The following is a 12,016-nucleotide window of genomic DNA, read 5'->3' as shown; positions in this document are numbered from 1 at the left end:
GCGATGGGTATGCCGCTTCTACGGTTTCTGTTCCGCAAAATGTGGAATACCCGCTGGCTGACGCTCAGCACGGCGGCGGGGCTGATCGCGGCCGTCGCGTTCACCGTCAGCATACCGATGTATGCGGACGGCGCGCTCAAGCGGGTCGTGGCCGATTCGCTCCGGGAGAAAAGCACCGGCATGCCGGCCGGTTCGCTGCTCATCCGCTATCAGGCGAGCGGCGGTTCCACCGCCGCCGACCAGGCCGGACTTCCCGATGTGGATGCCTTCATCCGTGAGAAAGTGCCGGAGCGGATCGGATTCCCATATGACACGTTCGCTTCCGTCCGGTCGATCCGCGGCACGGAGACGGCGCCGGTCGACCCGACGAAGGTCGATGCGAGCCGCGTCCGGCAGATGACGATCGCGACGATGTCCGGTCTTGAAGAGAAGGTCGAGATGATGCAGGGCCGCATGTATGGCGACGAGGGCGCGGACGACGGCGTCATCGAGGCTGTCATGCTGGAAGAGGCGCTCTACCGCAACGACCTGCACATCGGAGACGAACTGTATTATCCGATCTACGGCGGTCTGAATCTCGTGCTCAAGGTGAAGATCGTCGGCGCGTACATGCCGCTGGACCAGACCGATCCCTACTGGTTTCAGGGGCTTGAGTCGATCATGAATACGCTGCTTGTCAGCGAGGACGCCTTCGCCGACAAGCTGATCGGCGCGGGGGTGCCGGTTCACAACGCCTACTGGTACTATTCCTTCGATCTTCGCGAGATCAAGACGAGCCAGCTCGCGCCGCTCAGAAGGACGCTGGACCGGCTCGATATCGAGCTGTATCAGCTGCTCAAGGACACGCGGGTGGAAATCTCGTTCGCGAATACGCTGACCGAATTCCGCCGGCAAGGCTTGCAGCTGCAGACGCTGCTCTTCACCCTCGCCGCGCCGATGATCGCCATGGTGTTCTACTTCATTGCGATGAACGCGAAGCAATCGCTGGAGAAGCAGCGTAGCGACATCGCCGTCCTGCGCAGCCGCGGCGCCGGCACACGGCAGATCATCTGGATCTACGTCCTGGAAGGGCTGCTGCTCGGCGGAACCGCGCTGGTGCTCGGACCGCTCATCGGCTGGTTCATGGCGAAGAGCATCGGTTCGGCGAACGGCTTCCTGACGTTCGTGGACCGCAAGGCGATCCCCGTCGGCTTCTCGACGGAGGCGGCCATCGCGGGCGTCGCGGCCGTGCTGCTCGCCATTCTGTCGACGGTCATCCCGGCCATCCTGTATGCGCGGTCCTCGATCGTCGATTACAAGCGGCAGCTCGCAAGAAGCGACCGCAGACCGCTCTGGCAGCGCTGGTTCCTCGATGTGGCGCTGATCGGCGTAGCCGGATACGGCTGGTATCTGTTCAACGAGCGGCAGATGCTGACGTTCCGGACCGGCATGACGACGGATCAGTTGAACGTCAATCCGTTCCTGTTCTTCGTCCCGGCCATCGCCATCTTCGCCATCGGCTTGTTCTGCCTGCGGCTGTTCCCGCTGCTGCTCAAGCTGATCGGATGGCTCGGGCGGAAAATGCTGCCGCTGCCGCTGTATTTGACCTTGACGCAGTTGTCGCGCTCGTCCGGCGCGTACTATCCGCTCATGATCCTGCTCATCCTGACGCTCGGTCTCGGCGTCTACAACGCAGCGGCGGCGCGCACGATCGATCTGAACTCGACCGAGCGCATCCTGTACCGCTACGGCTCGGACGTCATCATCCAGACCGTGTGGGAAGGACGCGCGGAAGTGCCGCCCCAGAGCGGCAACCCCGGCGGAAACCCCGGCGGGAATCCGGGCGGAAACCCCGGCGAGAATCCCGGCGGCAACCCGGGCGGCAATCCCGGAGGACCCGGCGGCAATCCCGGCGGCGGATCGGGTACGCCGACCCGCATCAACTACATTGAGCCGCCGTTCGAAATCTTCCGCACGCTGGACGGCGTCGAAGCCGCGGCGCGCGTGCTCAAGACGAGGGGCAACATCGTTGTCTCCGGCCGGTCGATCGGTCAGGGGACGCTGATGGGCATCAACAACGACCAATTTGCCGAGGTCGCCTGGTTCCGGGAAGATCTGTTCCCGATCCATCCGTTCTACTATCTGGATTTCCTGGGCCGATACGAAAATGCGGCCATCATTCCGTCGAATGTGGCGGAGCGCTATCAGCTCAAGCCGGGCGACCTGATCTCGGTGGGGCTGACGGACGGCATGCTGGAATTTGTCATCGTCGGCATTTTGCCATACTGGCCGTCGCAGTATCCCGATCAATCGCCGTTCGTGATCGCCAATCTGGATTACATCTACGACCAGGTGCCGCTCATTCCGTATGAAGTATGGCTCAAGATGAAGCCGGACGCGAAGGTGGCGCCGATCGTGACAGCCTTGATGGATCAAGGCATCGAGCTGGCGTCTGTCACGGATGTCCGGTCCGAGCTGATCACCCAGTCGAAGCATCCGACGCGCGGCGGCGTCTTCGGCATTCTCAGTCTCGGTTTCCTCGTCTCGGTCATCATCTCGCTGGCAGGCTATCTGCTCTACTGGTTCTTCAATCTGTCCGGGCGGATTGTGCAGTTCGGCGTGCTGCGCGCGATGGGGCTGTCGAGGAAGCAGCTGACCGGCATGCTGCTCCTGGAGCAGATCTTCACGGGCGGCCTGGCGATCGGCCTCGGCTTCATCATCGGCAAGGCGGCCAGCCGGCTGTTCCTGCCGTTCCTGCAGACGGCGGAGAATGTCGCCAACGCCGTGCCGCCGTTCCGGGTCATTTTCGAGCAGCAGGATGCGATTCAGCTGTATATCGTCGTCGGATTCATGTTGCTGACCGGCGCCGCGCTCTTGTTCCTGCATATCCGCAGGCTGCGCGTGCATCAGGCCGTGAAGATGGGAGAGGAGCGGTGATCGATGGAGACGTCGGCCGAAACGATGATCGAATGCGAAGGCTTGGTGAAAATCTACAAAACCGACGAGCTGGAAGTCGTCGCGCTGCAAGGTTTGAACCTGACGGTCCGCAAAGGCGAAATGATGGCGATTATCGGCAACAGCGGCAGCGGCAAGTCGACACTGCTCAATATTCTCGGCGGCCTCGACCGGCCGTCGGCCGGACGCGTGCGCGTCGGTCCGTGGGATCTGCTGAAAATTACGGATGAGCAGCTCGTCGAGTACAAGCGGAAGACGGTCGGATTCATCTGGCAGAACAACGCCCGCAACCTGCTGCCCTATCTGTCCGCGCTGGAGAACGTCGAGATGCCGATGATGCTCTCCGGCAAGCTTGACCGCGCCTATGCGAAGCAGCTGCTCGAGATGGTCGGGCTGGGACACCGGATGATGAACAAGCTGCACCAGCTGTCCGGCGGCGAGCAGCAGCGGGTCGCGATCGCGATCTCCCTGGCGAACCGGCCGCAGCTTCTGCTGGCGGACGAACCGACCGGATCGGTCGATACGAAGACGTCCGACATGATCATGGACATCTTCCGCCGGCTCAACCGCGAGCTCGGCGTCACGATCGTCATCGTCACGCACGACCTGTCGCTGGCGGGCAAGGTGGACCGGGTCGTCGCGATCCGCGACGGTCTGACCAGCACCGAATTCGTGAAGCGCAACGAGAATCTCGACAAGCCGGACAGCGAGATCCGCGGGCTGAAGGACGCGCATGAAGAGTATGTCGTGCTCGACCGTGCAGGACGGTTGCAAGTGCCGAAGGATTATTTGACGGCCCTCGGCATTCGCGATAAAGCATCAATGGAATTTGACGGCGAACGGATTATCATCACGGCGCCGAAATCTTTGGGGGGATGAGAACCATGATCACCTATGAGAAAAGGGCCGGCAAAGCCGGCGGATGGAAACGGACTTTCGCGGCTCTGCTGGCGGCGCTGATGATGATGTCGCTGCTTGCGGCGTGCAGCAAGGGAAGCGATCAGGGCGGCGCGGAAACCCGCGTGCTCCGCATCGGCACCCTGTACGGCGGCCCGAGCGATGAAGTCTGGTTCCGGCAGCAGTACACCGATTCGTACGAACTGCTCAATTCGGATATCGAGATCCAGATCGTATCGGCCATCGATTGGAACAAGCAGCGATTCGACACGGGCGAAGAGCAGCAGCAGATCGATCCCTATGAGGAACTGACGAAAATGCTGACCGGCGACAACCCCGTCGATGTGCTGATCGTGGACTACACCTATTTGCGCCGTCTGGTGCAGGACAACTTGCTGCAGCAGCTCGATCCGCTCATTCAGCGGGACAAATTCGATCTGGAGGACTTCGTGCCGACGGTGCTGGAAGGCATCAAGTCGGTCGGCGACAACAATCTCTACGCGCTTGCGCCGACGTTCAGCTCGAACGCGCTCTTTTACAACAAGAAGCTGTTCAATGAAGCGGGCGTGACCCCGCCGACCGACAACATGTTCTGGCCGGAAATCTTCGATCTCGCGAAACGCGTATCGCGCGGCGAAGGGCAGGAACGGATTTTCGGCCTCAGCTTCAACCGGTGGATCGGCGATCCGTACTACGACATGCAGTACACCTATGCCGCGCCGCTGCAATTGAAGGTATTCGACGACAACGGCGAGAAAATGACGGTCAACTCGCCGCTCTGGGAACGCGTATGGACCTCGATGGCGGATCTTCACAAGAACGACATTGTGCCGACTTGGGAAGACTTGGGCAATGCCTGGGAAGTGAAAGACGGCGAGCAGCCGAACCCGTTCGCCGGCGATCCGTTCATTTCCGGCAAAGTGGCGATGGTCACCGCGGATTACGGCTACATCACCGAACTGCAGGCGGCGGCGGAGTATGCCAGCCAGAACGCCAACTTCCAGGCTCCGGACTGGGATGTCGTCACGCTGCCGCAGCATGAGGAAGCGCCGGGCATCGGCAGCAGCACGTATCTGAACTCGCTCACCGCGATCAATGCCAAGGCGCAAAATCCGGATGACGCCTGGGATTACGTGAAGTTCATCAATGGCAAGGATTGGGCCAAACTGAAATCGCGCTCGATGTATGAACTGTCGGCGCGCAAGGAATTCCTGAAACCGCCGGCCGGTCTCAGCTTCAACCTTGACGCGTTCACGACGCTGAAGCCGGTCCCGCCGTCAACGACCGATACGGACAAAATCTACCGGAACAATCCGAATCTGTGGCAAGTGGAAAGCATCGGGCGGACCAAGTTCCAGGAAGTGATCGATGACAAGAAGTCGGTAAAAGATGCGCTTGCCGAATGGGAAACCGAGGGCAATGCCATCTTGCAGAACAAGGGCAATTCGAATACGGACGTCGAAGCGCCGGTCATCCCGTTTGACGATGCGGTCGTCATCGACTGACGCCGGCGGCTCCCGCAGCCACGGGCAGTCCTGGCTGCGGAAGTCCGACCCGCGGCCCTTCCGGCCATGGCCGTCCGACCTTTGGTCGTCCGACCGTTGACCGTCCGACCTTGGTCGGACGCCCCGCTTGAATTTCCGCGGATGCGGGCATTCTAACAGCGAATCTTCACAAGCGGGGAGGATGGACATGGGTTGGGTATACTGGGTCCGATTATATGATACGAAATTTCAGGCGGGCTGCCTGGTCAAGCGAATGGAGAACGACTGGTGGATATACGGCTGCGACTGTCCGCGTGAAATTGAAGTGTTCCGTTCGCGCAAAGGCCGCTACGGCGTCCGCTACCTGCCGTAATGATCCCGGATGTCAGCCGCTGTGCGTCCGGGATCTGCCCGGCTTCATGATCGTCCGGAATCCGGGAGACCCTTGATACTTGACGCACAGGGAACGGCTATTGTATAGTTAAGTTTGTCGCTGTAGTGCAGTGCTTCACTGAATTGACGCGGGGTGGAGCAGTCCGGTAGCTCGTCGGGCTCATAACCCGAAGGCCGCAGGTTCAAATCCTGCCCCCGCAACCATGATCTCCGTACGGAACTTCCGGGGCCCTTAGCTCAGTTGGTTAGAGCGGTCGGCTCATAACCGATTGGTCGGGGGTTCGAGTCCCTCAGGGCCCACCATCATGGGTAGGAATCGCGCCGGGGTGGCGGAACTGGCAGACGCACAGGACTTAAAATCCTGCGGGTGGTGGCACCCGTACGGGTTCGATTCCCGTCCTCGGCACCATCTGAGTTCATTCCTGGCATGATCGTTTTTATATAAGCGCTTGTTATCAGAAACGTCAAATGATCGAATTCATTTGACGTTTTTTGTTTGGCTGCGGATGCCGGCCATGCCGTGAACAATTGATCATTTGGAGATTGATGCCCGGAGGGAAAGGCAATATAATCGAAATATAGCGAATGGACAACCCTGGAAGCCAAAGGAGCACGGTCGGCCGTGGATTATATTCTTTTTTTGATTGGTTCGTCATTTGAATATTTCGCTTATTTCGTTTTCATGTTCACCTTGTTCCGTTTCCGCATCAAGCCCAAAATGATAGCGTTCACCCTGTTGATCGCTTTTCTGATGAGCCAAATTTCCTATGTCACACGGCTCAATGAGAACCTGGCCGAATTCTCATCCTACATCCAGCTCATTCTGCTGGTGATCTGGTTCTGTCTGTTGTTCAGAGTTCCGATGTTCTATTCGATCATTATGAATTTTTCCGGTTTCGTGGCGGGGTTTGTGCTTCAGGGCATCGTCGTTTCCGGATTGATGTTCATGCTCGATCTGACTTTGACCGACATTCAGAACAACCCCTGGATCATGTCCTCCATCCAGGTGCTCACGGCCATTCTTGAACTTGCGCTGTGCCGGCTTCTCTATGTCATGAACTGGAACTTTGATTTTGTTCCGACCTCGCATCGCGCGGATGTGCGGTTCAGCGGCACGAATGCCATCTTGCTCTTCACCATCGTGCTGTGCATTTCCCTTGGCGCGGCTGCGGCATACCTGTTCCGGGACAAATTCGACAATTACTTCTTGTTTACCTATATTGTGTTTTTTGTTACGCTTCCCATATTCCTGTACTATCTCTTGAGGAAGGATTATGAGGATGCTTCGTAGAGCCGCCGAGTCGCTGCATGGGGGCATGGTGCGCAACGGGGTATCGCCGCCTTCCGTGGACGTCATTTATTACGCGCTGAACGTTGCGGGCAACACCTTGTCGATCATTGGCCTCACGCTGCTGATCGGATGGTTCACCGACGCCCTGCCCGATACGGCGCTTTCGCTGGTTTCGTTCGCGCTGATCCGGATGTTCAGCGGCGGGTATCATCTGAAATCCGGATGGTTCTGCATCATCGCCTCCACCGCCGTCATGTCCGTCATACCGCATATTCGTTTGAACGATCTTTGGGTTCTCGTCTTCACGGCGGCAGCGGCGCTGCTCTTCCTTTTTTTCTCCCCTTCCAATCTGGACAAGTACGCGAGAATTGCTCCCGGCTGCTATCCGTTGCTCAAAGCGCTCACGACCGCCGCGGTAGCGGCCAATTTCTTCATCCGGTCGGATGTGCTGGCCTTGGTATGCTTCTTGCAAGCCGTGTCCTTGCTCATCAAGAACACGCCGGAAGGGGGTGAACAAGGATGAAGAGACGCGTACTTCGGGTAGTCGCTGCCGGCATAGCGGGCCTGGCCTCGCTGTTCGTTCTGACCGGTTCGCTGTATTATTTCAACAACCCGAAGATCCCGGCTGAACTCAGAAGGAAGGACGCATAACATGGAAATCCCGGTAGTCAGACGCATAAGCCGACAAGAATTCGAAATCGTCATGCTCGACTTGAACGACGTCTTCTTCACCTTTGTGGAAAGCAACGTCATCAAGTACCAGACCCAGGACGAAGTATTCAGCCAAATCAGCACGCTCGAGGAGCAGGAGCGATTCCTGTCAACGATGGGGTTCAAAAAGCTGGAGCGCGGCTACCTTGTCCAGATGGACAAGGTGAAGTGGTACGATGACGAGACCCATCAGGTGTTCTTTGAGCCGTACCCTTCCAAGAAAGCGCCGAGCGCCCCGGTGTCCCGCGTGCATCGCAAGGATGTGCCGGAAGAACTGGTCGTCAAACGCCGCGCGCGCGGCTATGCGCGCGGGCTTTATTCCCCGTTTGAACGATGATGCGTCAGAAGCGGATCAAGTGCAGCAAGGCCGGCCGATGAATTCGGCCGGCCTTCAACTTTCGAACGGTGCGGGAGGCGGTGCTCAAGGATGGACGTCCGATTCAAGACTCCCGGCCGGATGCTGAATCCGGCCGGCGGATTTCTGGAAGGGTACACGCATACGCTCAACCCTTACGCCGGCTGCGCATTCGGCTGCACCTACTGCTATGTCCGCAGAATGCCGGTCGGCATGTTCCGTGCGTCTGCCTGGGGCGAATGGGTCGACGTGAAGCGGATGGACCGGGAGGCGTTCCGCAGGGAATGGCAGCGGACCCGAAGGCGGGGGAGAATGACCGTCTTCGTGGGGTCTGCGACGGATCCGTATCAGCCGGCAGAAGCCCGATTCGGCGTCACGCGCGCCATTTTGGAGACCATGGCGGAGATGCCGGCCGACTTCGTGCTGCTGCAGACGCGCAGCCCCCTCGTGGTGCGCGATGCGGAGCTGCTCCGCGGCCTCGGAACCCGCGTGCGCGTCAGCATGACGATCGAGACGGACCTGGAGTCCGTCCGCAGGCGATTCACGCCAAAGGCGCCGCCCATCGCGGCCAGGAAGCGCGCGCTCGCGGAGTTGCGGGATGCCGGTGTTGACGTGCAAATTGCCGTATCGCCGCTGCTGCCGCACGGCGAATCGTTCGCCGCCGATCTGGCTCACATGGCGCCGCGCATCGTCGTGGACGATTTCTTTCACGGCGACGGTGCGGGAGGGAAGCGGACGGAAGCGCTGGGCATTCGCAGGATGTATGAGCAAGCCGGGGAAGGGGATCAATATCATCCGGAGACGGCGCGAACGTTCTACGACACGTTGCGCCGTCATGCCGGCAAATCCGGGAGCATCGCGTTGTGGAGCCGGGAAGGGTTTCTGCCGTAACGCGCGTCCCGCCGACCGGTTATTCCGGCAGCGCAAGCACCGGCGTGTATTCCGCGCCGATGTACACCGCCGTCGAGACCTCGGTCAGCACCTGCGGGTAGATGCGGTCGGGATTGGGCATGACCGGCTCGACATGCAAGAATGCCTTGCCTTCATCAAATACAATGGACGTCACCCGGATGCCGTAGCCGGGATGGGGCGCGGTCGCCCGAACGGTCACCGTGTTCACTTCGCCGGTCAGCGGCGCGGATTCAATCTTCAGGCCGGTCAGCGGCGACGGATCGGCTACCTTCACGGCTTTGCCCGACGCTTCAAGCTGCCGGAGAAAGGCTGAAGCTTCGTAGACCATGCCGGCTGCTTCGCTGCGCGTGATGGCCCGCTTCGATTCGAAACGCCGGTCCTTATTCAGTTCCGCTATGCCGGCAAAAAGCAGCAGCTGCACGCTATCGCGGTACTCCGGTGCGATGTCGGCGAGGTCTTCGATCACCAGTTTCGGCTTCGGAAGGGCAAAGCCGGATTTGGCCGCAAGTCCGCGATAGAGATGATAGGCAAAGCGCTCGCGCGTCATCGACAGGTCGGGTTTGACGCTGCGCGGCATGTCGAGATAGAAGCTTGCCGTGATGAATGCGTCGGAATACCATTTGCCGTCCAGGACGAAATCATAGGAATCGCTTGCCTTCGGTTCTTTGACGAATTGGATTCCGTCGAGTCCGAGCTTGAGTCCCTTGACGATCATGGAAACGCCTTCCGCATACGTCAGCCTGTCGTCCGGCCGGAACCGCCCGTTCGCATCGCCCGATACGACGCCTTCTTCCTGAAGCTGGCGTATCCGGTCGGCGTTCGGGTCGCCTTGAATGTCCGGAAATGCCGCGGCCGGTCCGGCGAATGACAGCCAGATCAGCAGCCATGCCGCAAGCATTGCAGCCGGAAGCCGATGCCGACAGCTTCTGCGCGTGTTCATCATGCCGATCACCTCGAAGCGTTTGATGTGCAAGGCAAGCATCCTTTATAAACCATTGGACGCCTGAAACTGTCGAAAAGTTGCGTGGCAACTGCCGGGCAAAAAGAAAAAGAACCCTTGAATCTCAAGGGTTCTCGGACGTTTGATAATGGTGATCTGTAGTGGGCTCGAACCACTGACCCCCACCCTGTCAAGATGGTGCTCTCCCAGCTGAGCTAACAGATCATATCGCAGTGACGATTTATAATATATCAAGTTTAGAACCGTTAGTCAACCCCAAAATCAAAAAAAATGTTGTTGTTCTGTGATATTGTCAGGGTGTAACTGATCCGAGAAAATGTCAGTATGAGCAAGGAGCAGATCACCTTGACGAAGAGCGAACTGAAACGCGTTATGGTTCTTGAAAAATGGATCGAAGGCCGTCTCGCGGAACAGGATGTTGCGCGCATTCTTGGCATCAGTATTCGGCAAGCGTATCGGCTCAAGGCCAAATATCGTCACGGAGGTGCACAAGCCATCGCTCATGGGAATCGGGGCCGTAAGCCCGCTCATACCTTGGCCGATTCGCTTAAACAACGTGTTATGCTCTTGTATCAGGAGCGCTACTTCGGAAGCAATGCCACCCACTTTGCCGAGCTGTTGGCCGAACACGAAAACATCCATTTAAGCGTCTCTTCGGTCCGCCGCATTCTGCTGGAAGGCGGGTTGCGTCCCGCGCGGCTGCGCCGTCGTCCGAAGGCTCACCGCCCCCGGCCCCGCAAACCTCAGGCGGGCATGCTGTGGCAGATCGATGCTTCTCCCTATGCCTGGCTGGAGGATCGCGGTCCCATGCTCACCCTGCACGGCATCATCGATGACGCCACCGGGGAAGTCATCGCGGCCACCTTCCGCCCGACCGAAACACTGGAGGGCTACGTGACCGTCAAGATCGAGGGGCTTAGGCGCAAAGACGTACCGCTTGCGCTCTACAGCGACCAACTCCATTTTTCACCCGCCCAAGGGCAAGCCGACCCTCGAGCAGGAATTGGCCGGTGAGCCGCCGTCGCTTTCCACCTTCGGACAGGCCCTCGCCGATCTGGGCATTACCCATATCAAGGCGCTGTCTCCTCAGGCCAAAGGGCGGATCGAACGGCTCTGGCAAACGTTCCAGGACCGCCTGGTGATCGAACTTAGGTCGCACCACAAAATGCCGAACCGGCCTACCGTCCGCTGCCCGAAACACCCCTGGAGCACATCTTCGCCCGGCGGCAATACCGGCGAATCAGCGGCGGGCAGACGTTCTCCTGGAAAGGGAAATGCTACATGCCAAAGCCCGTCCCCGGTGTTCCGCGCTGGGAAGCGAAGAGCGTCGTCGAAGTGCGTGTCGGCATGGATGGACAAGTGTGGCTGTGGGATCAAGGGCGGGCCTGGCCTTGTGTGGAGACGCAGGCCACACAGACCCCGGCGCCAACAACGGCCAAAAAAGAAGCGGCGCCTGCGTCCCCCCGCAAGCCCGCTGCAAACCATCCCTGGAGAAAACCATTCTCCAGCAAGCAGTTACAGCGTAGCACAGCATCCGGCTAGTCTGCAAGAGGACGGCGGTTGTTTAATCGGCTTCATCCCTGACATTTTCATAGAACGAACAGTTAACCTGACATTTTCACAGACGCTTGACACCCCAAAATCAAAAAAATTTTTCGGTAAATCCTTTCGTCGGATCGCCTCCGGATTAATGAACGACCGTCGCGGGCATACTGACTTCCAGACAGGATGGCTGACGGGGCGGCAGCGATTCGGCCCCCCGCATGGACAAGGAGCGAGACGGTGATGACGGAACGGGAGACGTTTACGGCCGTGCGCAAGAACGGCGACGGCGATATTACGGCTTTCCGCACCTCGACGGGTCGGGAACTGAATTACGAACAGGCGCTCCGCGAAGTTCAGGAAGGCCGGATCAAAGGCGCAAATGTGTTCAAGGGAAGGGACGGCGAGATGTACATCCGCGGCGATGCCGACGGAGATCCCGCCAACAACCTCGACAATCTGCCGATGTTCTGAAACGTGCAAAAAGCCTCCGGCTGCCGATCGTCGGCCGGAGGCTTTCGCCGTGTTATGCACTA

General features: G+C 59.1%; 11 protein-coding genes, 4 tRNA genes and 1 pseudogene. 14 read left to right on the top strand and 2 right to left on the bottom strand.

Annotated elements, in window-relative coordinates; genetic code table 11:
- The first annotated feature begins 3 nt into the window (after positions 1 to 3).
- From THECO_RS11015 to THECO_RS10970, 12 genes are all read left to right on the top strand, one after another.
- Complete coding sequence (locus tag THECO_RS11015) at positions 4 to 2,916, top strand: ABC transporter permease (RefSeq protein ID WP_015255116.1); 2,913 nt, start codon at positions 4 to 6, stop codon at positions 2,914 to 2,916.
- Between the two features lie 24 nt (positions 2,917 to 2,940).
- The gene (locus THECO_RS11010; protein WP_041854386.1) at positions 2,941 to 3,813 is read left to right on the top strand and encodes an ABC transporter ATP-binding protein; all 873 of its coding nucleotides are present in this window, start codon (positions 2,941 to 2,943) and stop codon (positions 3,811 to 3,813) included.
- Between the two features lie 5 nt (positions 3,814 to 3,818).
- A complete protein-coding gene (locus THECO_RS11005) occupies positions 3,819 to 5,336 on the top strand; it encodes an ABC transporter substrate-binding protein (RefSeq protein WP_015255114.1) in 1,518 nt (505 codons plus the stop codon).
- A gap of 187 nt (positions 5,337 to 5,523) precedes the next feature.
- Positions 5,524 to 5,688 carry a hypothetical protein gene (locus THECO_RS22005; RefSeq protein WP_015255113.1) on the top strand — a complete coding sequence of 55 codons (165 nt, stop codon included), beginning with the start codon at positions 5,524 to 5,526 and terminating at the stop codon, positions 5,686 to 5,688.
- A 147-nt stretch (positions 5,689 to 5,835) separates the two neighbouring features.
- Positions 5,836 to 5,912, top strand: a tRNA-Met gene (locus tag THECO_RS11000).
- A gap of 22 nt (positions 5,913 to 5,934) precedes the next feature.
- A tRNA-Ile gene (locus tag THECO_RS10995) sits at positions 5,935 to 6,011 on the top strand.
- 17 nt (positions 6,012 to 6,028) lie between these two features.
- Positions 6,029 to 6,117: transfer RNA gene (locus tag THECO_RS10990), tRNA-Leu, on the top strand.
- A 213-nt stretch (positions 6,118 to 6,330) separates the two neighbouring features.
- The gene (locus tag THECO_RS10985) at positions 6,331 to 6,999 is read left to right on the top strand and encodes a hypothetical protein (protein WP_015255112.1); all 669 of its coding nucleotides are present in this window, start codon (positions 6,331 to 6,333) and stop codon (positions 6,997 to 6,999) included.
- Positions 6,989 to 7,522 carry an accessory gene regulator B family protein gene (locus THECO_RS10980; RefSeq protein WP_157373564.1) on the top strand — a complete coding sequence of 178 codons (534 nt, stop codon included), beginning with the start codon at positions 6,989 to 6,991 and terminating at the stop codon, positions 7,520 to 7,522. Before THECO_RS10985 ends, THECO_RS10980 begins: the two co-directional genes overlap by 11 nt.
- The gene (locus tag THECO_RS22520) at positions 7,519 to 7,650 is read left to right on the top strand and encodes a hypothetical protein (RefSeq protein WP_015255110.1); all 132 of its coding nucleotides are present in this window, start codon (positions 7,519 to 7,521) and stop codon (positions 7,648 to 7,650) included. Before THECO_RS10980 ends, THECO_RS22520 begins: the two co-directional genes overlap by 4 nt.
- Position 7,651: 1 nt before the next feature.
- Positions 7,652 to 8,047 (top strand): LytTR family transcriptional regulator DNA-binding domain-containing protein, encoded by a 396-nt coding sequence (locus tag THECO_RS10975; RefSeq protein WP_015255109.1) that lies wholly within the window; start codon positions 7,652 to 7,654, stop codon positions 8,045 to 8,047.
- Positions 8,048 to 8,137: 90 nt separating this feature from the next.
- Entirely contained in the window at positions 8,138 to 8,956 is an 819-nt protein-coding gene (locus THECO_RS10970) for an SPL family radical SAM protein (RefSeq protein WP_015255108.1), read from the top strand.
- 19 nt (positions 8,957 to 8,975) lie between these two features.
- Here the strand turns inward: THECO_RS10970 and THECO_RS10965 are convergent, their stop codons facing one another.
- Both THECO_RS10965 and THECO_RS10960 read right to left on the bottom strand, forming a co-directional pair.
- Entirely contained in the window at positions 8,976 to 9,950 is a 975-nt protein-coding gene (locus THECO_RS10965; RefSeq protein WP_015255107.1) for an S-layer homology domain-containing protein, read from the bottom strand.
- 116 nt (positions 9,951 to 10,066) lie between these two features.
- Positions 10,067 to 10,142: transfer RNA gene (locus THECO_RS10960), tRNA-Val, on the bottom strand.
- Between the two features lie 141 nt (positions 10,143 to 10,283).
- Here THECO_RS10960 and THECO_RS22805 point away from each other — a divergent pair.
- Together THECO_RS22805 and THECO_RS10945 are read left to right on the top strand one after the other, a co-directional pair.
- Positions 10,284 to 11,480 (top strand): annotated as a pseudogene (locus tag THECO_RS22805) (ISNCY family transposase).
- A gap of 243 nt (positions 11,481 to 11,723) precedes the next feature.
- Entirely contained in the window at positions 11,724 to 11,954 is a 231-nt protein-coding gene (locus tag THECO_RS10945) for a DUF3892 domain-containing protein (RefSeq protein WP_015255105.1), read from the top strand.
- The last annotated feature ends 62 nt before the right edge of the window (positions 11,955 to 12,016 follow it).

The sequence above is a fragment of the Thermobacillus composti KWC4 genome, assembly GCF_000227705.2.
GTDB lineage: Bacteria > Bacillota > Bacilli > Paenibacillales > Paenibacillaceae > Thermobacillus > Thermobacillus xylanilyticus.
This window is presented reverse-complemented; position numbering and strand designations above follow the sequence as displayed.

What these genes read in the sequence shown, in the direction of transcription:
- THECO_RS11015 (WP_015255116.1), top strand. Translation starts at nt 4, where the DNA reads ATGGGTATGCCGCTTCTACGGTTTCTGTTCCGCAAAATGTGGAATACC.
- THECO_RS11010 (WP_041854386.1), top strand. Translation starts at nt 2,941, where the DNA reads ATGATCGAATGCGAAGGCTTGGTGAAAATCTACAAAACCGACGAGCTG.
- THECO_RS11005 (WP_015255114.1), top strand. Translation starts at nt 3,819, where the DNA reads ATGATCACCTATGAGAAAAGGGCCGGCAAAGCCGGCGGATGGAAACGG.
- THECO_RS22005 (WP_015255113.1), top strand. Translation starts at nt 5,524, where the DNA reads ATGGGTTGGGTATACTGGGTCCGATTATATGATACGAAATTTCAGGCG.
- THECO_RS10980 (WP_157373564.1), top strand. Translation starts at nt 6,989, where the DNA reads ATGCTTCGTAGAGCCGCCGAGTCGCTGCATGGGGGCATGGTGCGCAAC.
- THECO_RS22520 (WP_015255110.1), top strand. Translation starts at nt 7,519, where the DNA reads ATGAAGAGACGCGTACTTCGGGTAGTCGCTGCCGGCATAGCGGGCCTG.
- THECO_RS10975 (WP_015255109.1), top strand. Translation starts at nt 7,652, where the DNA reads ATGGAAATCCCGGTAGTCAGACGCATAAGCCGACAAGAATTCGAAATC.
- THECO_RS10970 (WP_015255108.1), top strand. Translation starts at nt 8,138, where the DNA reads ATGGACGTCCGATTCAAGACTCCCGGCCGGATGCTGAATCCGGCCGGC.
- THECO_RS10945 (WP_015255105.1), top strand. Translation starts at nt 11,724, where the DNA reads ATGACGGAACGGGAGACGTTTACGGCCGTGCGCAAGAACGGCGACGGC.